This is a genomic window from Streptomyces sp. CT34 (assembly GCF_000805335.1).
In the GTDB taxonomy this organism is placed as follows: Bacteria; Actinomycetota; Actinomycetes; order Streptomycetales; family Streptomycetaceae; genus Streptomyces.
Genome location: NZ_KN708638.1, coordinates 6,925,638 through 6,946,372 on the forward strand (window position 1 = coordinate 6,925,638; position 20,735 = coordinate 6,946,372).

The following is a 20,735-nucleotide window of genomic DNA, read 5'->3' on the forward strand; positions in this document are numbered from 1 at the left end:
GGTGCCTGCCCGTGTACGCGCAGGCCGCGCTTAACGGTGGTGCACCGTAGGCAAATTACATGGCGCTGGGTCAACACCCAAGGCGAGCCAGAACCACTTTTTTGGGTTCGCGGACCGTGAGGCGGAACGCCTCGGATTCCTTACTGATCAATTCAGAATGAGTTTGTGTTGGGGGCTTGGCAGTTCGGGTGGGTGACGGCAGTCTTCTGCGGGTGTCCGACGATCTTGTGCCTGATGACCTGTGGGAATGTGTCGCGCCGTTGCTTCCTCCTCGGCCTCCGCGGCGCCGTCGATATCCGGGCCGGCTGCCAGCGGTTGATCGTGCTGCCGTGCGAGGCATCATTTACGTGCTGTGCAAGGGCGTGAGCTGGGCGGATGTCCCTGCGGAGAGGGTCGGTTGCAGCGGGGTGACCGCTTGGCGGCGGCTTCGGGACTGGACCGAGGCCGGTGTCTGGCCTCGTCTTCACGAGGTCCTTCTGGCGGAGTTGCGGGCGGCCGGTCTGCTGGACATGGATGACGCGGCAGTGGACGGCTCGCACGTCAGGGCTCTCAAAGGGGGCTCACACCGGACCTTCGCCGGTCGACCGCGCGCGTCCGGGCAGCAAGCACCACCTGATCACCGGCACGGAACACCGCTGCCGATCTCGCTGACCGGCGGAAACCGTCATGACGTCACCCAGCTGATGCCACTGCTGGACGCGATACCCCGCATTCGCGGAGTCCGGGGTCGTCCGCGTCACCGGCCGGGCCGGCTCTTCGCCGACCGCGGCTACGACTACGACAAGTACCGGCGCCTTCTCCGGGCCCGCGGCATCACACCGAAGATCGCCCGCAAAGGTACACCCCACAGCTCCGGACCGGGAAAGACCCGCTGGGTCGTCGCATGCACCTTCGCCTGGCTCCACCAGCTCAAACGCCTGCGGATCTGCAAAGAGATACGCCCGACCTCCACCTCGGCCTGCTCCAACTCCTGCAACATCACCTGCTTGTGGAGACTCCGACCTCATTCTGACAAGATCAGTAAGCAGTTACCGGTATTCGCAGTCCCTCATGCCATGGTCACTGCGGGCGCTTCAGCTGTTAAGCCTGACGTTCAGTTTGCGCCATAACCGGTCATCGTTCATCGGGGTCCCAAGCTGCCGTTCGCCCACCCGCGGTGCCACGCATGAGGGTAGGTGCGGTAGGTGGGTCCCCGCGATCAGGGGTCCTCCGACGGCGTCTCCGTATCGCCTCCCACCTGTGTACAGGCACCTGGCGGGAGCCCTGCGAAGCGTGCTCCCGTCAAGACCGGTCGGCACGTCCACGGCCAGCCCGTTCGGCGACGTGCACGGCGCCGAAGCGGTGAAGCGGATCCGGTCATCCTGCCCGGAGCCCGTTGTTGTGCCCCTGACGGACCCTCATCCTGGAACGTTCGTCAGCGGCTGAGAAGGAGAATGGTGAACGTTCCGCGACGCCATGCGAGTGATCCCGACGTCATCGGGCAGACAGCAGGGCTGGTCAACTTCCTGCGCGACATGGTCCACAGCAGCCACCAGCGACAGCGTGACGACCGCAGTCGTGAACGCCTGTGGCTGGCCCGACTGCCGGAGCCCATCCGCAGGCCGGCACCGCGCGATGACGGCGTACTGATGACACTCGACCACGTGCCGCAGAGCGCGCCGCCCGACCTGCCCGCCTCGCTCGACGGCTGGGTGGAGCCGACGCGCTGCCTGGACCCAGACGGGGGTGATCCGCCTCTTGCGGAGGAGGGTCCGGGGCGCGAGCTGGTGCGCGTCGCGGATGAGAGGGAGCGGCTGGAGGAGGAAGGCACGCTGCGTCGTGAAGATGCGGGTGACGTGCTGCGGGCCTATGGCACCTGGCTGGACCGCTGGCGCAGGTGGGCGGAGCGGGAGCGCGCGGAACGACCGCTCCGGGAACTCTACGACCGGGTCTACACGTGGCACCAGAAGCTGACCCAGGAGGACGACCAGACGGAACTCATCCTCGGGGTAGGGCTGTTGACCTGGACTAGCCCGAACGAGGACACGGTGCACCGCCATCTGTTTACCCACCGGGTGGAGACGTCGGTGGACCGCCGCACGGCAAGGCTGACGGTGCGGCTATCGCCGGAGAGCGCCCTACGTCTCGAAGACCAGGACTTCCTGGACAGCGACGACGGATGGGTACGCGAGCGCGGGGCCGCTCTCTCGGAAGAGATCACCGCTCGGGGGATGGATCCGCTGAAGCCCGAGGCGCTGGAGCAGCTGGCTCAATGGCAGGAGCGGGCGACCACGCGTCCCATGGGTTTCAGCGCGACGTGGGAGCCACCCCGCGCACCTGAGCCAGCGGCGCGTCTCACATACGCGCCCGCCCTGGTCATGCGCCCCCGCAACCTCAACTCTCTGCTGCGGTTCTACGACCAGATCGCGGAAGCGGTGGCCTCGGAGGGCCGTGCACCGCTCGGCCTGGCCCAAATGGCCATGACGATCGAGGCCGACGACCGATCCGCGTGGAACGGGGGTCAGAGGGCGCCGCTCTTCGGTGACGATCCCCTCTTCCCGGGCAAGACGAACGCACAACAGCGCAGCGTGCTGGGGCGCCTGGAGCACGACACCGGCGTGGTGGTCCAGGGGCCACCCGGCACAGGCAAGACTCACACGATCGCCAACCTTGTCTCCGCGCTGCTCGCACAGGGCCAGCGGGTGCTCGTCACCAGCGCCCGCGACCAGGCGCTGACCGTACTACGGGACAAACTTCCGTCCCCAGTGAGGGACTTGTGTGTCCTGCTGCTCAGCTCCACTCGCCACGACGGCGCGGGCGAACTGGAACGCACCATCAATGCACTCACCGACCAGGTGGCCGCCAGCGACCGCGACGAACTACGCGCCGAGATTCGCCGCCTCACCGGCGAACGGGACGAGGTGCGGGGACGGATCGAGACGCTCACGGAGCAGGTGATCTCGCTCCGAGAGGCCGAGTACCGGCATCGGAGCGTGGCACCGGGATACGAGGGAACACTCGCCGAGATCGTGGAGCGGGTCCACGCCGGTGCCGAGGAGTTCGCATGGATCAGCCCTCTCCCGGACACCGCCGAGGACGCCCCTCCGTTGGCCTCCGAGCAAGCCCAGGAACTCCTCCTACTGCTGCGTGACGGCGCGGGTGAGCCACGCGCGGGCGGCGCCCTGCCTGTCCCTGACGAGCTTCCTTCGCCCAAGCACGTCGCGGACGTCTTCGCGGCGAGCCGCCTCAGCGACGAGGGTCTGTCCGCGGAGGCCGTCGAGATCCGGAACGTACTCGCCCATCTCGACGCGTCCGTGACCGCCGAACTAGCCTCGCTGCTTGATGCCTGCGAGACGGCCCTTCATTACCTCGGGGTGCCTGCCGACGCCACGCGCTGGGATCCGGATTCCTGGATCACCCGGGCGCTGACTGGCCGGCTCTCCCGATCCGACCTCGGACTGTGGCAACGCTTGGCAGCCGTCACCGACGACATCCGCGAGGTCGCGCGGGACGTGGACGCGCTGGGTCTGCGCCTGGTGACCGTGCCCGAGGGCCTGACGGCCCAGAAGGCCGGCCAGTTGGCGACGGCCGGCACCGCGCTCCGAGCCCACCTGGCCAAAGGCAAGACCTTGCGCCCCTGGATTCCGAGCAAGGCACAGAAGAACGCCCGGGAATTGCTGGCCTCCTGCACCGTCAACGGCCGTGCGCCGCAGACGGCCGAGGACCTGGACGCCGTACTGGCGCACCTCAGGGCCCACTCCGCCCTCGCCGGCGCGGCCACGCGCTGGCAACAGGTAGATGCCGCGGTCCCCCCGGGAGACGTGGAGGTACGGCTGGCCGAACTGACCGCACGGGCCGCGCGCCTCGAGTACGTACAGGCATTCGGCTCAGCCCGGGAACGTATCGACGAGCTTCTCGTACGTCACGGTTTACGCCTGAAGATCACCTCCCGCCGGACGTGGCAGGACTTCAACACCGGCGTCGCCGCGCTCCACGGCCGACAATTCGCCGACGAGGCGGTCGCGCAATTGGCCGCGTGGGACGAGCTCCTTCGCGCCCCCGTCAGTGGCACACAACCGTCCATGGAGGCCATGGCACTCGTACAGGCCCTTCGCGACCAGGACGTGGACACGTATGCCGAGGCTAACTGATCATTTCAGAATGAGGTCCGGAGTCTCCTCAAGCAGATGAGGCTGCAGGCGAGTTGGAGCAGGCCGAGGTGGAGGTCGGCGCGTATCTCGTAGCGGATCCGCAGGCGTTTGAACTGGTGGAGCCAGGCGAAGGTGCGCTCGACGACCCAGCGGGTCTTGCCCAGGCCGGAGCCGTGAGGTGTGCCTTTGCGGGCGATCTTCGGTGTGATGCCGCGGGCCCGCAGAAGGCGGCGGTACTTGTCGTAGTCGTAGCCGCGGTCGGCGAAGAGCCGGCCCGGCCGATGACGTGGACGACCCCGGACTCCGCGAATGCGGGGTATCGCGTCCAGCAGTGGCATCAGCTGGGTGACGTCATGACGGTTTCCGCCGGTCAACGAGACCGCCAACGGTGTTCCGTGCCGGTCGGTGATCAGATGGTGCTTGCTGCCCGGACGCGCGCGGTCGACCGGCGAAGGTCCGGTGTGAGCCCCCCTTTGAGAGCCCTGACGTGCGAGCCGTCCACTGCCGCGTCATCCATGTCCAGCGAACCGGCCACCCGCAACTCCGCCAGAAGGACCTCGTGAAGACGAGGCCAGACACCGGCCTCGGTCCAGTCCCGAAGCCGCCGCCAAGCAGTCACCCCACTGCAACCGACCCTCTCCGCAGGCACATCCGCCCAGCTCACGCCCTTGCACAGCACGTACACAATCCCACGCAGGGCAGCACGATCATCCGCCGGCAGCCGGCCCGGATATCGACGGCGCCGCGGAGGCCGAGGAGGAAGCAACGGCGCGACACGTTCCCACAGGTCATCAGGCACAAGATCGTCGGACACCCGCAGAAGACTGCCGTCTCTCACCCCAACTGCCAAGCCCCCAACACAAACTCATTCTGAAATGATCAGTAAGGAGGCTCTGGCCGCCGCGCACCGGCGGGAGCACCGCACGCGTCGGTGCGCCGAACTGCTGGGCGCCCTACGCGCCAGCCACCCTCTGCTCGCAGGCCGCCTCGTCGACAGCGCCGACGATCCCGACTGGGAGGATCGGCTGGGGTCCCTGGAACGGGCGTGGGCTTGGGCAAAGGCTTCGCAGTTCATGGACAAGCAGCGCACGCCCGGTCTGGAGCGCAAGCTCGAAGGCGACCTGAGCGAGCACGAAGCCCGGCTGGAGCATGTGACGGGTGAACTCGCCGCAGCCTGGGGCCGGTTGCACTGCTTGGAGCGGATGACGCAGGAACAGCGCTCGGCGCTCCAGGCGTACCGGACGCACGTGACGTCCCTCGGCAAGGGCAAGGGGCGGAACACGGGACTCTTCAAAGCCGCGGCACGCGACGCGATGTCCGTGGCCCAGGATGCGGTTCCCGCATGGGTTATGCCCATCCCCCAGGTCGCCGAAATGGTGCAAGCCAAGCGGGACGCTTTCGACGTCGTCATCGTCGACGAGGCCAGCCAGGCGGGCATGGACGCGCTGTTCCTCCTGTGGCTGGCTCCCCGGGTGATCGTCGTCGGTGACGACAAACAGTGCGCGCCTACCGTCACGCGCAACGGCCGTCACCAGGCCATCCAGGACAAGCTGGCGGCCCATCTGCCGGACATGCCTACCCGGCTGCGCCACCTCTATATGCCGCACACCAATCTCTACCAGTTGCTGTGCAACTTCTTCCCGCAGGTGATCCGTCTCGAAGAGCACTTCCGCTGTGTGCCCGAGATCATCAACTGGTCCTCCAGCACCTTCTACGACAACAAGCTCCTGCCCCTGCGCCAGTACGGCGCCGAACGGCTGGACCCGTTGCGTACCCACTTCGTCGAAGGCGCGGTGGTCGCGGGTCGCGACAGCCGTGTTCACAACCCCAAGGAGGCCGAGGCGATCGTCGACTGCATGAGCCACCTGGTCAAGGACCCTGCCTACCAGGACAAGACCATGGGCGTGATCGTGCTCCAGGGCTTCGGGCAGACCAAGCTCCTGGAGACCCTCATCGAGCAGCGGCTGCCGGCCACCGTGCGTGAGAAGCACCAGATTCGCGTCGGCAACGCGGCCTCGTTCCAGGGCGACGAGCGTCACGTCATCCTGTTGTCCATGGTCGTGACGAACCCGCCGCGCGCGGCGGGTGGGAACAAGAGCGAGCAGCAGGCATACAACGTCGCCGCCAGCCGTGCCCAGGACCAGATGCGGCTCTTCTACTCGGTCCCGCCGGACCGTCTCAAGCCACACGACCTGCGGCTCAACCTCCTGACGTACATGGAGAACCCGCCCGCCGCGTTGGAAGCCGCCGACGACATCGGACCGGTGCTGCCCGACGTCCGGAGGGCTCCCTTTGACTCACTCTTCGAGCAGCAGGTGTACCTGGAGATCAAGGAACGGGGCTACCACGTGGTCCCGCAGTTCCCGGCTGGCAGCAAGCGCATCGACCTGGTGGTCGTAGGGGCCCGCGGTCGGTTCGCCGTGGAGTGCGACGGTGACGCCTTCCACCACGCCACGCGGGAGCAGATCGAGAGCGATCAACGCCGGGACCGCGAACTGAAGCGCGTGGGCTGGAAGTTCTGGCGGGTACGGGAGAGCGACTTCCGCTTTGATCCCGTCGCGGCACTCGACGGCCTGTGGGAAGAACTCGACCGCCAGGGGATCCGGCCCGCGAACTACACACTGTCGGCGACAGCCACCCAGCCAGCTGGCTCCATTGCCGGGTGGAAGCCACTCGATCTCTCCTCGGACGACGGGCTCACGGATGACGAGGACACCGGGGACAAACAGTCCGATGACCAAAACGACGACGACACCACGGAGGACAACGCCGCATGACGCAGGAAACCGTTCTGGGCCCGCTCGACGGCAACACCTTGAAAGAGCTGGCCCGCGTCATCTGTGGCGACGACCACCTCTACTACCGCAGGGGCTTCGAGATTGCCCAGTTCCTGGAGAACGCCGGGTGGCGCAATGTGCCCGAGTACGACGGCGAGTACCGCGGCGAGTGGACGCTCCAGCTCCTCACTGCGCGTCGTGACAGCCCCACCGAGCTGGAGAAGGTGCTGGTCAGACTCGCGGACGCGCGCGAATACCTTGAAGAGCCCGACGTCCTCCCGACCGTCGTCAACGCGGTCAACACCTTCCTCGTCCACGAAGGCTTCCGCCTGGAGAACCCAGGCGGTCGGCCCAGGGTTGTCGTCTGCGACCCGGCTATGGCGCACCCGGGTCAGCAGGCACCAGTCGAACTCAAGGCCACCATGGCCGAGATCATCCGTGAAGCACGGATGGCCGCGCTGCTCCAGCGCCGCCTGGACGAGGCCCGCACCTGCTACGTCAACGGTGCTCACGTCGCGGCCATCATCATGCTGGGCAGCCTCCTCGAAGGCGTCCTGCTCACGGTGATCCAAGAGCGCGACGCCTCCCTGCTGGGCAACAAAGATCCCGATTTCATCGGCCTTAAGGCTCTCATAGGCATCTGCCACAAAGAGGGCTGGATCGACGTTGACATGGAACGCTTCAGCCAGGCCCTTCGCGAGTACCGCAATTTCGTCCACCCACGGTGTGAGTTCCGCGAGGCGCACACTCCCGACCGCGACACGCTCACCGTGTCGTGGTACGTCGTGAACGGCGCCCTCAACGACCTCGCGGCCAGCCAACCCGCAGCCGGCGCGTAGAGCCAGCACGTGCGAAGGCCCCGACGTGGCTGCCGGGCCACTGCGCTCAGACCAGGCACATCGGATCACTAGGGGGAGCAGGTTGAAGACCACGGCAGAAGTGCTGAAAGACCTTGCGGAGCCGTCGAACGTCGCAGCTCACTCGAACCCGGAACTGGCCGGGGACGTGAGCGTCGCGGCGGCGGACGACGACAAGCAACGAGAGGAGAAGGAGCTTGATCAGCTTCGCCGCAAGCCAGGACTGCGGCCCATACCGGCGAAGGACCTCGGCCGACTCGCGCAACTCACACCCTGGGATGTGCTGCACTCCTTCGGACGGGCAATCACCTTGGCTCGGCGGGGAGCGGGACGCGGACTCGCCGAGCACTGGGGCTGCCTGAAGTACAACCAGGCTCTGACCGGGAACTCGGACACCTTCATGGCCCTCTCGGCGGAGGGCAGGGAGACTGCGGACTACTACAAGGCGCTTCAGTCGGGAGAACTCGGTACCGGTTTCGCGCTGGCGATCGCTACCCGACTCCTGAGTAGGCGTCACCCGCAGCACTTCGTCTCGATCGTGCCGGCCGACACGGCTCTGCGCGCAGGGTGGGCCCTGACCAGCAGGGACTCCGGCACGAAGTCGGGTTACCGGTACCGGCCTCAGTTCTTCGCCGAGGTATGGAGGCCCGGCGAGCCCTCTCGCGTCTTCCCGATCGCGTGCAAGGGCAACCACAGCGGGCTCTCCGCCTCCCATACTCAGCTCGCCTCGGCTTCCGCCCACGTCGAGGCAGTCCACATCGGGGCATGGGACGAGACACCGTGCCTGGTGTTCAGCACAGAGCTCCCAATCGACGGCCCACTGATGGTCCACACCCTGGAGGCGGGCGGAGAAGGAGGTTGGCTGGACGCTCCGGGCCGCGTTCTTGATCACGCGCTGGAGGACGAGAACGTCTATCCCGGCATCCAGCCGCCCGCGCAAGGCGACAAGCCCACGGAGCCCGAACCCGGCTATCACGTGGGCCCCGACCGCTACGCGTGGTTCCAACACACGCTCGCCCGCACAGCCGCAGCCGGTCTTAGCGCCTTCGCCGGAGACGCAAGGGCGACCGCCCCGTACCTCACGAAACGACAAGGGCAACGACACTTCGCTGGTTTTACACACGCGGCCACGGACAGCGTCCAGGACGCACGGCAACGGTTCTTCGGCATCGACTTCGTCGGCACAGACCACGTCTTCCGGCTCAACCGGAAGCGAGTTGAAGCATTCTCCGGAGTCGCGGAGGACCTCTTCCGCCACCTTGAGGAAGGACGCCTGGAACAATACCGCCGCGAAATCTACGCGCGCCGGTCCACTTGGCCGCGCGACACCTGGGCCCCACGCTGGAACGGTCCCGTCTCCATACATCCTGACGGTTCAGTGCTGGCTATGCGCCTACTGCGTAATTAGCCCACTTTGAGCATATGCGCAGGCGGCGCTCTGCCCTTTCGCGCACGCAGCTCGTGAGTCTGATCCGGAACGCGGAACAGGCTCACGAGCACCGACACGGAGCTCACGCTTGGAACCACCCCACTTGCATGCCACCGAGGCCAACCAGGGCGATGCCTATGGCCGAGCAGCCGTCGGCGCGTGCCTGGACGGTGGCCCGGTGGATGCGGGAGGAGACCGTGTCGCGAACGCTGAACGCGGATTTCGCGCGCGGGTGCCTCACCTATACAGTCCCACTGTCGGCCGCCTACGGACGAATGGCAGATGTCACACGATCGAGCGATGACGGCGCAACGCTCTCCGAGTACCGTAGAGATATGTAGCAGCTGGGCTATTGGAATAGCTCCAGCTCGGTAGTGAGCGGCGTGATCCGTGGAGTATTGGTCCAACTCACCCCACGGACACTCCCCATATGTACATGTTTGAGAGGGTTGTGACTCTACGGTCACAGCCTTCTTTGGCATGTCGAGGGCCAGTTTGAGTCCGAAGCCTTCGTACAAGGGGCGTTTGCGCTCGGGGGCGGCGGCAAGAAGCCGGTCGGTCATCGCGCCGAGCGCGGAGACCATGTGCTCGATGTGCTCTGTGGTGAGGGTCTCGGGCTGTGCGGTCGCCGTCGCGAGGAGATCTTGCTGAGCCGAGGCTTTCTCGGCTTGGGCCTGGTTGATCCATGTGGTGACGAGTTGGGGGTCGGCGCCGGCGTCGAGCGCGGCCCGGTACTGGGTGATGCGCCGGTCGCATGCGGTGAGCGTGCGCCGGGCCGCCGCGGCGGCTGTCGTGTCAGGGGACCGTGTGGCCTGGTTTTGCTGCAGCGTGCGGAGCGTGGTGGTCAGTCGTCCGGGGGCGAAGGTGGTGGCGATCCACTTGTCGAGCGCGGGGAGGAGGAGTTCCTCGCGTACGTAGACGGTCAGGGGGTGGTCCAGGGCGGTGTTCTTGGCGTATTCGGCGGTGTAGCGGCAGCGGTAGTGCGGTTTCCCGTTGTTGTAGGTGCCTTGCATCTTGCGGTGGCAGAGGGCGCAGTGGAGCAGACCGCGCAGGGCGTAGCCGCGGTCGGTGGGGCGCGGCTTTCGCTCCAGGTGGGTCTGTGTGCGGCGGGCTTGGCGCTTGGCCTGGGCGCGGCTGAAGGTGTCTTTGGAGATCAGCGGCTCGTGGACCGGCTGCGCCGACCAGATCCAATCGTCGGGGGTGTTCCAGACGAGTTTGGTGCGGTGGCCGAGGGTGACGTCGTCGATGTTGAGAAGGACTTCGTCCTTGCGCTGCTTGTTCCATACTTCGTGACCGGTGTAGCGGGGGTTGGCGAGGATGGCCCGGACTGCGCCCTTGGACCAGGCGTAGCCGGGACGGTGAGGGTTGCGGGCGCGGTCGTGGGCGGAGGGGCAGGGGATGCCGTCGCGCGTCAGGCCCTCGGCGATGGCGTAGAGGCCCGTGCCGCGGAGGTATTCGGTGAAGATGCGGACGACGACAGGGGCCGTGTCGGGGTCGGGTTCGAGGCGATGGAGACGTTTGCCGTCAGTGGCCTTGGCCGGGTTGGGGTGCGGGCCCGCGTCGGCGAGGCGGTAGCCGTAGGGCGGCCGGCCGCCGAGGTAGCGGCCTTCGATCTGGGCTTGGGCGGCCATGGCGGTGCGCACCCGGATTTTGATGCGGTTGCGTTCGCCCTTGCTCATGCCGCCGAAGACGGACATGACCAGGTCGTGGGCCTCGTTGTTCGGGTCGATGGCACCGCCGACTTCGGGCACCCATAGCGGTACGCCGAAGTGGACGAAGAGGGGGAAGGTGTTGCCGAACTGGTTGCCGTAGAAGGTGCGCTGAGGCTCGCCGATGACGACGGCGTCGAAGCCCCGGTCCGGGTTACGGAGGGCGTCGAGGAGGGCGGCTGCTTGGGGGCGACGTTTCCAGGGCAGGGCGCGGGAGTGGCCGGTGTCGAAGTATTCGGCGACGATTTCACCGCCGGCGGGTTCGATGAGGGCGCGGGCGCGGGTGAGCTGCCAGTTGCGGGAGGTCTCGGGGTCTTGGAGGTCCTCGGTGGAGCAGCGTCCGGCGAAAGCGAAGTGGACCATGGTCGTTGGCTCTCTGGCTTGGTGTGCGGTGGGCACGGCGGATGACGGCGGTTAGTGGTACCTCCTGCTCTGCGAAGAGGGCCAGTCGTCCGCCATGCCCACGTGGCTTACGGGTTGGTGTGCTCCGGTGGCGCGTCTACCAGCCGGTGGTACTCCTCACGGACGAAGCGCAGCAGGGCTGCTGCCGCCATCTCGGTGAGGCGCGGGGGCTCTTCGGGCAGCTGCACCGTCAGCTCGGGCGACGCGGCGTCAGGAGGTGTCCGCGGCGTGGTCTCGGGGGCCATCGCGTGGTGTGACGGGTTCGTCGTCATCACTCACCCCGCCGCCATAGGGCAGCCGACGACACAGATCGGCCCCCAGGGCCCTCAGTGGCACCGGGCTGACTTCTCGGGGCGCAGGTGCGGGAGCGGAAGCCCGCTGCAGAAGCCGGTGTGCGGCTCTTGGAAGACGGCATGCCGGTGCCTCTTCGGGAGCGGGTGAAGAGCAAAACGTCCTCGTGCTGCACCACTGAGAGGGGAATGCCTTGCCGGCGGGCGTCGCGGACATTCTTCATCTGGAAGAACGACGGGCGGGAGACCAGGTGACCGTTGCGGATGCCGGCGAGGAGGGCTACACACCGCTCCGCAGGGATGAGGCCGGCTGTTCTGCCGGCGGCGAGGACGGCGGAGGGCAGGTCGATGAGTTCGCCGCGTTCGCGCCAGGGCCGGGTGGTGACGACAACGGTCCCACCTGGGCGGAGCATGGTGCGGCACTGGGCAAGGATCTCGGTGAACGCCTCCAGGAGGTGGGCGGTGGAGACATGGGCGAGATTGGCGCGGTCGTGGCCGTAGCGGAAGTCCTTCTTGACCACGCCTGGTTCGCCGGTCTCCCGGGAGGAGCGGACTTGCCCGTGGACGCTGGGCCCGTAGGGAGGTGAGGTGACCACGAGATCCACCTCGCCGCGAGCATCGGTGGGGGCGAGGTCGGCGAGGCGTCGGGCGTCGCCGCAGCGGACGATGCCGGTGCCCGTGCCACTTGTTTGTGCGGCAGCGCGGGCGTTGAGCGAGGCGAGGGTGGCCCACTTGGGTTCGTATTCGATACCGAGGGCGTTGCGGCCGAGGTGGAGGGCTTCGACGAGGGTGGTGCCGATGCCGCACATCGGGTCCAGAACCAGATCACCGGGCTGGGTGTAGGCGCGGATGGCGTGGGAGGCGATGCCGGGGTGCATCTTGGCCGGGTGCGCCGACGAGTCGGGAAGGTAACGGCCATTGCGCTGGGCGGGGGCGGAGGTGGGGGCGGTGTTCCACACCGAAGAGGAGCGCGTCACGAGAAATCTCCTTGGCTCAGGCGTAAGCGATATCGCTTGGGTTCGTTGGGGACAGGCTGTGCGGTCTGGTGCTCTGACCTGGTGTGCTGTAGCCGGAGACACGCACGGATGTCATGTGATGTTTCATCAGCATTTGTGAAGTACCTTCTGATTGTCCGGTGGATTCGGTGTGCTGCTGAAGACGAGGAGTGCCTCGGTGTCGCTGGCGGTAGTGCGGGACCTGCGTGAGCGACGCCCGCAGGCCACTGCTGAAGAGATCGCCCGGCTGGAGACTGACGTGCTGTCCGGGTTCGTCTTGGCGCGTGCCTCGGCCGGACTGGCGGACGGCACCATTCGCAGTGACCTGTCGAATCTCGAACAGATCAGGCTGTGGTTCGGACGGCCGCTGTGGGAGATGGAGCCCCGCGACGCAGACAGTTACTTCGGGACCGTCCTGCGCCAGGCGCCGATCGGGACCCGGCTGTGCCGGTCGCAGGCGTTGTCGGTGTACATCGAGTTCCTCGAGCTGCGCTTTCAGGCCGAGCTCCACACACTGACCGGCCACGTCGCTCGGTGCCCGCTGGATGAGATGAACCGTCCGCGCGGGAAGAAGGACGCGCGGCTGCGGATTCCGCCCACCGCGCCGGAGATGAACACGCTCTTCTCCGGTTGGGCCCAGGAGCTGGCGACCTGCCGCAAGTTTGCTCCCCACGCGCGCAACTACGCTGCTGCCCAGCTGATGGCGGCGGTCGGGCTGCGAGTGAACGAGGCACGCACGCTGGATCTGGCGGATGTGAAGTGGGATCTGGGCCGTTTCGGAAAGCTCCACGTCCGGCATGGCAAGGGCGCACGGGGATCGGGGCCCCGAGAACGGATGGTCCCCTTGATCAACGACGCTGCACGGACCCTGCGTTGGTACGTCGAGGACGTCTGGGGACACTTCGGCGGAGATCACTCCCTGGCTGGTGCACCGCTGTTTCCGTCGGAACGCCGCTGGCTGAACGGACTCAACGGGCGGATCGGATACGACGCACTGCGCTCTAGCCTGGCCGCGGCCAGTACCACCCACTTGCCCGCCTGGACTGGCAAGCTGACGCCGCACGTATTGCGGCACTTCTGTGCCTCCCAGCTCTACCTGGAAGGCATGGACCTGGTGGCCATTCAAGAGCTGTTGGGCCACTCGTGGATTGCGACGACCATGGGTTACGTCAACCCTCGGGAATTGCATCAGGTGGGCGAGAAGCCGCAGGTCACGTGGTCACGGCGGGGCTCAGCAGGACTCCGCAGCCTCTACGAACTGGCCGTCTGAGCAGGGGTGTTGCCGAGACGATCCCTTCTGATGCATGATCTGCTCTCCAGAAGGGATGGTCTGGAGTGGTGCATCAGCAGAAGGTGGCCCTGGCGGGGTCGGCTCGTATGGAGCTTGTCTCAGGGGTGGTCCAGTTGCGCCCCGAGGACGCGATGTTCGACGCGATGCTGAGGGGCTGGCGGGCCCAGCAGAAGTCGCGAGGGCTGAAGGACGAGACGATCGACCCGAGGGAACGACTGATCCGCCGCTTCCTCGAGTTCGCGAACGAGTATCCGTGGCAGTGGACGCCGGCCCACCTGGACGAGTGGTCGGCCACCCTGACGAGCGAGAAGCATCTGGCGCCGTCCACGATCCGCAGCTACCAGGGCACGGTTCGGCTGTTCACCGACCTCCTCATCGACGCCCGATACGGCTGGGGACCGGCCTGCGAGGAAGCGTTCGGCACTTTTCCGGTGGCGATCTGTCATGAGTGGAATACCCTGCCTCACCTGCAGGATTACGAAGGCGACCCGGAAGCGAGGCCGTTCACCAGGGAAGAGCTGCAGCGGTTCCTCGACTATGCCGACGACCAGGTCGCACGCGCCGTGAAGTCCAAACGCAAGGGCGCCCTCGCCGCCTACCGGGACGCCACCCTTTTCAAGGTCATCTATGGTTGGGGGCTTCGGCGGACCGAGACGTCCAAGCTCGATGTGGTCGACTTCGGACGCAATCCGCAGGCCCGGCAGTTCGGCCGGTACGGCACGCTCAACGTCCGTTACGGCAAGGCGAAGAAGGGTCAGCCGCCACGGCGCCGGAACGTGCTGTCGGTGATGGACTGGGCCGTCGAGGCGGTCGCCGACTACGTCGAAAATGTCCGCCCGCGCTTCGGGTTCCCCGATCACCCTGCTCTGTGGATCACCGAGCGCGGGGGCCGCCTTCAGCCCGGGTCGATCAACGATCGGTTCGAGGCATATCGGGATGCCCTGGGGCTGCACAAAGAGTTGACCCCGCACGGACTTCGCCATTCCTACGTCACGCATCTGACCGAGGACGGAGTGGACCGGCGCTTCATCCAGCAGCAGGTCGGCCACGAGTGCGACAGCTCCCTGGCCATCTACACGCACGTCAGCGACGACTTCATGAACACTTCCCTGCACAAGGCACTGGTGCCGGCGTTCGCCGGGGCCTGACAGGAGGGATCCGGCGATGGCCGCCAAGCTCGACTACCACTGGCACCTGCGCAAAGTCATGGCCGACCGCGGGATGTTCTCCACCACCGACCTCATCCCTCCGCTCGCTGAACGCGGCATCAGCCTGTCGTCGAGTCAGGTCTACCGACTCGTCGTCGAGCGACCGGAGCGACTGAGCCTGAAGATCCTCATGGCCCTGCTCGACATCCTCGACTGCACCATGGACGACCTCATCGAGCCCATCGCGGTGGCTGGGACCGTGAAGAAGCCGAAGAAGGCGGCCGTCGGCGGCGGCCCGTCATCCGGTTCGGAGGGACTTGGCGGGCTGCGGCCAAAGCGGGCCAGGATCAGGGGTGTTGACCGGTCATGACCACCGCTGACCATCTCGACCGCGCCGTTGCAGACCCGATCGGCCTGATCACGGACCTCGTCGCCGACGCCGAGAAGGCACTCGACGCTGACACGATCCGGGCCGTGGTCACCGCCGTCGTCGGCGGCCGCGCGAAGTCACGACAGCTGGCCAAGGCCCTGGCGATGCGGCCCGCAGTCCTGACCGACGGCCGGTCCCCGGCGCCACGGGCCATCGGTGATCTCCTCATCGAGCTCCGCAAGGTCGGCGCCTCGGCGATCACGGCGCCGGTCTGCGCCGAGTGCGGCAAGCAGCTACGAACCCTCCAACGCAAGGGCCAGGACTGGTTCTGCTCGGTCTGCGGACAGGAGACCGCCGAGTGCACCACCTGCGGCAACGTCCGACGCGTCGGCTTCCGGGACCGCAAGGGCCTGCCGCGTTGCAAGATGTGCCCCGACATCGACGAACGTGATCCGGTCACGGTCGTCCACGACCTGATCACCGCGATCACCCCGGATGCCGACCGCGATGCGATCGCCGAGGCCCTCCGCCACACGGCACCCCACCGCCCCACCTACCGGCAGCGACTGGTCTGGGCCCTGGAAGAGAACCCCCGACTGCTGACCGGGGAGGGCCATTTGGCGCCGCATCGCGCCATCCTGAAGTTCATCGACCTTCTGCATGAGGCCGGTGTCGCCGGGATCGTGAGGCCCGTCTGCCCTCGCTGCCGCCGGGTGGTCCGCATCGACAAGCCGCTCGACGGGCAGCGAGTCTGCCGCAACTGCATCGCCAAGTCCCGCATCGAAGAATGCGTACGCTGCGGAGCCCGACGCGAGCCAGCCACTCGCGATGACGAGGGACGGCCGTTGTGTCCGAACTGCCTGGTCAACGACCCTGCGAACGTCGAGGTCTGCATCGGCTGCGGCAAGCGTCGCCGAGTACAAAACCGCACCTCTGACGGTCCTCTCTGCCCCAACTGTTGCCCCCTGCCCATCCTGGTCTGTTCGATCTGTGGTCGCACCGCACCCGGCACCCACTCCCGTCTGACCGGACTGCCCCGCTGCGGCGGCTGCGACAGACGCCAAGCTCACTGCACCTCCTGCGGGAGGCTCCGCGGCATACACTCCGGCACCGCCGAAGTCCCCATCTGTGGACACTGCACCGCACCGGACGCCGAGCTCTGGCGCCCCTGTCCCACCTGCGGGGAAGCGGAACGACTGCGATCCTCCGGTCCGTGCCCTCGCTGCACGCTCAAGCAGCGGCTCCACGAACTCCTCGCCAACGGCTCGGGCGCGATACCCCCGAAGCTTCAAGCCCTCCATGAGGCCCTGGCCAACACCGAACGAGCCGCCACCGGGCTGCGCTGGCTCTCTGGCGGCATCGTCTCCACCGTACTGTCCGACCTCGGCTCCGGCCGCCGCCTCCTCACTCACGAAGCCCTGGACGAACTCCCCGAAGGCAAGGTCGTCGAGCACATCCGCAGCGTCCTCGTCGCCAGTGGCGCCCTGCCCACGCGGGACGAGCAGATGGTCCGTCTCGAACGACACGTCAAAGACCTCGTCACCTCCCATGCGACGGCCGAGGGGCGGAAGATCCTGCACCGGTACGCGACTTGGCACCTCCTACGACGGCTTCGCCGTCGCAGTCGCGGCAAGGAGACCACGTACTACCAGCTCCAGGTCGCGCGGCAACACCTGCGGGCAGGGGTCTATCTCCTGAACTGGCTCGAAGGCCAGAACTTGACCCTTGCCACCTGCCGACAGACCGACCTTGAACGTTGGATGACCAGCGAGGACGCCCGTCTTCGCCAGGAGGCAGGCCACTTCGTGCGCTGGGCCCTGGCCCAGAAGATCGCCCGCGATCTCAGCTTCCCGGCCGAGCGATGGAACGGCCCCTCGCAGCCGATGGACGACGAGGCCCGTTGGGCCACCGCCCGCCGTCTGCTGCACGACGACACCCTCAAGCCCGAAGACCGCCTCGCCGGCCTGCTGTTGCTCCTCTACGCCCAGTGGCCCGCGGCGATCTCCCGGCTCACCATCGATCATATCGAGGAGACCGACGGAGCAATCCGCCTCCGGCTCGGCGCCGTCCCAGTCGAGCTTCCCGCACCCGTCGCTGAACTGGCCCTCCAACAGGTCGAGGTTCGCCGCAGCCATGCCGTCCTCGGCCGCACAGACTCGACCTGGCTCTTCCCCGGAGGCCAGCCCGGCCGCCCGATCAGCGCCTGGGCCATGGGCGAACGACTCCGCAAACTCGGCATCCGGCTCGCCCAGGCCCGCTCGACCGCCCTGTTCCAGCTCGCCACCGAACTGCCCGCCGCGATCCTCGCCCGCACCCTTGGCATCGACATCACCGTCGCCGTCAAGTGGCAACGAGCCGCCGCCGGAGACTGGGCGGCATACGCAGCCGAGATCAGCCGCCGGAAGAAGGATTCATGAGGGCATCGCTAACGGTCGCACAGTTCCCTATCACCTGGGACGTTAAGCGGAATGTGGAGTTGATCTCCGAGGTCTTGGCCGAAGCCTGGCCCGACGACATCGTCGTCCTGCCCGAGGGCGCGCTGTCAGGCTATGGGCCTGACCTCTCCGTCCTGGGCGACCTCGACACTCTGGCCCTGGCGAACGCCACAGACCATGTCGCCGACCTGGCGCAGCGGAAAGCGGTCCATCTGTTCTGCGGCACGTTGCTCTTCGACCAGGGAGTCTGGAGCAACGCCGCCGTCTACTTTTCACCCAACGGCGCGAGGTGGATCTACCGGAAGATCAACCTGGCGATGAACGAACGCGGCCGACTGGAAGCGGGGACCGACCTCTCCCCCCTTTCCATCCCGATGACCGGCGGGCAAGTCAGCCTCGGTGTCCAAATCTGCCGGGAGATCCGCTTCCCCGAGCAATGGCAGCACCTCGCCAGCAGCGGGGCGCAGGCGTTCATCTATCTCACCCACGCCGCCAATACAGCCGAGCCAGCCGGGGTTTGGAGAAGCCACCTCATCAGCCGCGCAGCGGAGAACCAGCGGTTCGTCCTTGCGGCGAACGTCGCGGACCCTCACCAGCACTGCCCCAGCATGATCATCTCTCCGCGAGGAGAGGTCCTGGCCGAGGTGACGTCCGGCGACACCGCCGTCATCAGAACCACCATCGATCTTGACCAGACCGGCAATTGGTACCTCGGCCAGCGGCGGCAAGACCTGCTGAGGCTGTCCTACGAAGGACAGGGCAGATCAATGTAAACGGCGCAAAGCGCGGCTGCCCACAGGCAGGCATTCGGAGGGTTCCAATACCCGAGCCCACCGTTACATGTTCACCGCGCCCGCATCGAAGAGGCATGGGCCGCCGCGCAAGAACGCGCCGCCGAGCGGCTGAGGGGACTGGGCCAGTGAAATGGAACCTGAGGCTGACCGCTGCACAGCGCGGGGTGTGGAAGGCCTCCGAGCTGCAACGCGCGCTGGCGGAACACGGATTGACCATCTCCGCCGGCAAGATGTCCGCGCTGTGGGTCGGCCAGCCGGTATCGGTCAAGCTCGCCGACCTCGACGTCATCTGTGTCACGTTGAATTGCTCGGTGGCGGACCTGCTGCTGCCCGAGCCCGAGACCGTCACCCGGCCCGCCACCCAGAGCGCACCAGCAGCAGCGTCCGCCGTTGCATCTCCGTCCGGGCCGGCGCAGATCGTGCCCCGTCGCCGCGACGGCCGCACACTGCCGCCCAGGTGAGCTGCGGTGAAGACTCTCCCCGCCCGGGTCAGGGGTCCGGAAAGCTGTCGGGAGTGCCTGGCCTGGGGCGTCTTCCGGCGCCGCGGTCTGTGCCGGGCCTGCGCACAGAGCCATGTGCGGCGCCGTCCCATCGGGCCTTGCTCCGCCTGCGCTCGCCACGTGCCGCTGCTGAAACAGCATTGCCGTCTGTGCTGGCACCAAGGCCGTCTTGAACGTTCCAGCAGTACCTACACGCTGCTCCTGCCGCATGTCTCCAAGGTCCGTCACCACCAGCTCTACCTCGCCGACCTCATCCATCGCGTCGACCTGAACACCACCGCCCACCGCCGGGCCCGTGCTGCTGCGCAGCCCCTGCGGTCCCTGCCACCGTCGGCCTGGCACGCGCCGCCGCTGTTCGAGCACCACGTCCGCGACTACGACGCCGCGCAGCGTCCCGATCTGCGCAAGGAACCCATCCCGGACAACCCCGTGCTCCACCGCGCTCTGCACGTCGCCGACGAGCGACGCCAGGCCCGGGGATGGTCTGAATTCGTCTACGGCAACGTCCGGCGCGGTCTGCTCCTGCTTCTGGCCCGGCATCCCGACGGCGAGCCGCTCTACGCCTCCCAGCACCATCAGGCACTGAGGCGCCTGGGCTGCATCGGCCTGACCAACGAGATCCTCAGCGATATCGGGCTGCTCGTTGACGACCGGCCCGCAGCCTTGGACAGGTGGATCACCAAGCAACTCGCTCCGCTCAGCCCCGCTTTCGCCACCCCGGCCGGCCAGTGGGTCGAAACCCTCCGCCGCGGCGGCCCGCGCAGCCGTCCTCGCAGCACCGGCACGGTCATCACCCAGCTCGTTCACGCGCTGCCCGCGCTCAAGGACTGGTGCACCCGCTACGACCATCTGCGCGAAGTCACCCGCCAGGACGTGCTGGACCACCTCGCCCCGCTCACCGGATGGCCACGCAACCGTACCCTCACCGCTCTGCGCTCGCTGTTGCGCTGGTCGAAGCAACACCAATTGATCTTCCAAAACCCCTGTCACCACATCCAGATGCACGCCGTTGCGCACAACGTCCTCCAGCCCCTTGAACCGCAGGACATCAAGGCGGCCATCGACGCCGTCGACACCCCGGCCCAGCGCCTGGCTATCGCCCTCGCCGCCATCTACGCCGCCCGATCGGCGGACATCCGCGCCCTCCGACTCGATGACGTCGACCTCCCCGGCCGCACCCTGGCCGTCGCCGGCCGCACTCACCGGCTCGACGACCTGACATGGGGCCTGCTGCACAACTGGCTCGCCTACCGCACCCAGCGATGGCCCCACACGGCCAACCCGTACCTGCTGATCAACCACGTGACCGCAGTACGCCTCACCCCGGCCAGCAGCACCTGGCCCGTCGGCCCGTCCCTGCGCGGACTGCCCGCGACTCTCGAACGGCTCCGGATCGACCGACTGCTGGAGGAAGCCTTGACCAACGGCCCGGACCCACTCCACCTCGCCGAGGTCTTCGGCCTGAGCTCCCCGACCGCCATCAGGTACGCGGACTCCGCCCGGCAACTCCTCGCCGACCCCGCGCAGAACCAACCCCTCGGATTCACCACGAACCCAAGTGCCGGACCGGCCTGATCCCCGAAAGAGCACTTCAGTTACTCCTGAATT

The 20,735-nt window shown here is 67.1% G+C and carries 15 protein-coding genes and 1 pseudogene; 12 read left to right on the forward strand and 4 right to left on the reverse strand.

All coding sequences use genetic code 11. The annotated features are described in order from the left end of the window. Positions 1–212 precede the first annotated feature (212 nt). Together RZ84_RS37260 and RZ84_RS30235 are read left to right on the forward strand one after the other, a co-directional pair. A pseudogene (locus RZ84_RS37260) lies at positions 213–1,012 on the forward strand (IS5 family transposase). 631 nt (positions 1,013–1,643) lie between these two features. Next, positions 1,644–4,130 (forward strand): AAA domain-containing protein, encoded by a 2,487-nt coding sequence (locus RZ84_RS30235; protein ID WP_241777925.1) that lies wholly within the window; start codon positions 1,644–1,646, stop codon positions 4,128–4,130. Between the two features lie 5 nt (positions 4,131–4,135). Here RZ84_RS30235 and RZ84_RS37265 read toward each other — a convergent pair. Next, positions 4,136–4,944 (reverse strand): IS5 family transposase gene (locus RZ84_RS37265; protein ID WP_198539934.1). Its coding sequence is split into 2 segments (ribosomal slippage): positions 4,136–4,605 and positions 4,605–4,944, totalling 810 coding nucleotides; the frame shifts between segments, so codons are not numbered across the junction. 61 nt (positions 4,945–5,005) lie between these two features. Between RZ84_RS37265 and RZ84_RS30245 the strand changes: the two genes are divergently transcribed. The 3 genes from RZ84_RS30245 to RZ84_RS30255 all read left to right on the forward strand — a co-directional run bounded on the left by RZ84_RS30245 (position 5,006) and on the right by RZ84_RS30255 (position 9,172). Then, positions 5,006–6,907, forward strand: a complete 1,902-nt coding sequence (locus tag RZ84_RS30245) for an AAA domain-containing protein (protein ID WP_078894352.1) — start codon at positions 5,006–5,008, stop codon at positions 6,905–6,907. Next, on the forward strand, positions 6,904–7,746 hold the full coding sequence (locus RZ84_RS39305; RefSeq protein WP_043267474.1) for a hypothetical protein: 843 nt from the start codon (positions 6,904–6,906) through the stop codon (positions 7,744–7,746). Before RZ84_RS30245 ends, RZ84_RS39305 begins: the two co-directional genes overlap by 4 nt. A gap of 82 nt (positions 7,747–7,828) precedes the next feature. Beyond that, the gene (locus RZ84_RS30255) at positions 7,829–9,172 is read left to right on the forward strand and encodes a hypothetical protein (RefSeq protein ID WP_043267476.1); all 1,344 of its coding nucleotides are present in this window, start codon (positions 7,829–7,831) and stop codon (positions 9,170–9,172) included. Here RZ84_RS30255 and RZ84_RS30260 read toward each other — a convergent pair. The 3 genes from RZ84_RS30260 to RZ84_RS30265 all read right to left on the reverse strand — a co-directional run bounded on the left by RZ84_RS30260 (position 9,169) and on the right by RZ84_RS30265 (position 12,571). Continuing rightward, positions 9,169–11,265 carry a recombinase family protein gene (locus tag RZ84_RS30260; RefSeq protein WP_078894354.1) on the reverse strand — a complete coding sequence of 699 codons (2,097 nt, stop codon included), beginning with the start codon at positions 11,263–11,265 and terminating at the stop codon, positions 9,169–9,171. The genes RZ84_RS30255 and RZ84_RS30260 overlap by 4 nt on opposite strands. 107 nt (positions 11,266–11,372) lie before the next feature. Next, positions 11,373–11,576, reverse strand: coding sequence for a hypothetical protein (locus RZ84_RS39310; RefSeq protein ID WP_157878953.1), 204 nt, complete (start codon positions 11,574–11,576; stop codon positions 11,373–11,375). After that, entirely contained in the window at positions 11,576–12,571 is a 996-nt protein-coding gene (locus RZ84_RS30265) for a TRM11 family SAM-dependent methyltransferase (RefSeq protein ID WP_052230250.1), read from the reverse strand. The genes RZ84_RS39310 and RZ84_RS30265 overlap by 1 nt, the downstream gene beginning before the upstream one ends. A 169-nt stretch (positions 12,572–12,740) precedes the next feature. Between RZ84_RS30265 and RZ84_RS30270 the strand changes: the two genes are divergently transcribed. The 7 genes from RZ84_RS30270 to RZ84_RS35305 all read left to right on the forward strand — a co-directional run bounded on the left by RZ84_RS30270 (position 12,741) and on the right by RZ84_RS35305 (position 20,702). Beyond that, the gene (locus tag RZ84_RS30270; protein ID WP_241777926.1) at positions 12,741–13,859 is read left to right on the forward strand and encodes a tyrosine-type recombinase/integrase; all 1,119 of its coding nucleotides are present in this window, start codon (positions 12,741–12,743) and stop codon (positions 13,857–13,859) included. 65 nt (positions 13,860–13,924) lie between these two features. After that, positions 13,925–15,028, forward strand: a complete 1,104-nt coding sequence (locus RZ84_RS30275; protein WP_043267478.1) for a tyrosine-type recombinase/integrase — start codon at positions 13,925–13,927, stop codon at positions 15,026–15,028. Positions 15,029–15,044: 16 nt separating this feature from the next. Further along, positions 15,045–15,398, forward strand: a complete 354-nt coding sequence (locus RZ84_RS30280) for a helix-turn-helix domain-containing protein (protein ID WP_043267480.1) — start codon at positions 15,045–15,047, stop codon at positions 15,396–15,398. Continuing rightward, positions 15,395–17,815 carry a hypothetical protein gene (locus tag RZ84_RS30285; RefSeq protein ID WP_043267482.1) on the forward strand — a complete coding sequence of 807 codons (2,421 nt, stop codon included), beginning with the start codon at positions 15,395–15,397 and terminating at the stop codon, positions 17,813–17,815. The genes RZ84_RS30280 and RZ84_RS30285 overlap by 4 nt, the downstream gene beginning before the upstream one ends. After that, the gene (locus tag RZ84_RS30290; protein WP_043267484.1) at positions 17,812–18,606 is read left to right on the forward strand and encodes a carbon-nitrogen hydrolase family protein; all 795 of its coding nucleotides are present in this window, start codon (positions 17,812–17,814) and stop codon (positions 18,604–18,606) included. Before RZ84_RS30285 ends, RZ84_RS30290 begins: the two co-directional genes overlap by 4 nt. 146 nt (positions 18,607–18,752) lie before the next feature. Next, positions 18,753–19,088, forward strand: a complete 336-nt coding sequence (locus tag RZ84_RS30295) for a helix-turn-helix domain-containing protein (protein WP_043267486.1) — start codon at positions 18,753–18,755, stop codon at positions 19,086–19,088. 159 nt (positions 19,089–19,247) lie between these two features. Next, positions 19,248–20,702 carry a hypothetical protein gene (locus RZ84_RS35305; protein ID WP_052230253.1) on the forward strand — a complete coding sequence of 485 codons (1,455 nt, stop codon included), beginning with the start codon at positions 19,248–19,250 and terminating at the stop codon, positions 20,700–20,702. Positions 20,703–20,735 lie beyond the last annotated feature (33 nt).

What these genes read in the sequence shown, in the direction of transcription:
- RZ84_RS30245 (WP_078894352.1), top strand. Translation starts at nt 5,006, where the DNA reads ATGATCAGTAAGGAGGCTCTGGCCGCCGCGCACCGGCGGGAGCACCGC.
- RZ84_RS39305 (WP_043267474.1), top strand. Translation starts at nt 6,904, where the DNA reads ATGACGCAGGAAACCGTTCTGGGCCCGCTCGACGGCAACACCTTGAAA.
- RZ84_RS30260 (WP_078894354.1), bottom strand. Translation starts at nt 11,265, where the DNA reads ATGGTCCACTTCGCTTTCGCCGGACGCTGCTCCACCGAGGACCTCCAA.
- RZ84_RS39310 (WP_157878953.1), bottom strand. Translation starts at nt 11,576, where the DNA reads ATGACGACGAACCCGTCACACCACGCGATGGCCCCCGAGACCACGCCG.
- RZ84_RS30280 (WP_043267480.1), top strand. Translation starts at nt 15,045, where the DNA reads ATGGCCGCCAAGCTCGACTACCACTGGCACCTGCGCAAAGTCATGGCC.
- RZ84_RS30285 (WP_043267482.1), top strand. Translation starts at nt 15,395, where the DNA reads ATGACCACCGCTGACCATCTCGACCGCGCCGTTGCAGACCCGATCGGC.
- RZ84_RS30290 (WP_043267484.1), top strand. Translation starts at nt 17,812, where the DNA reads ATGAGGGCATCGCTAACGGTCGCACAGTTCCCTATCACCTGGGACGTT.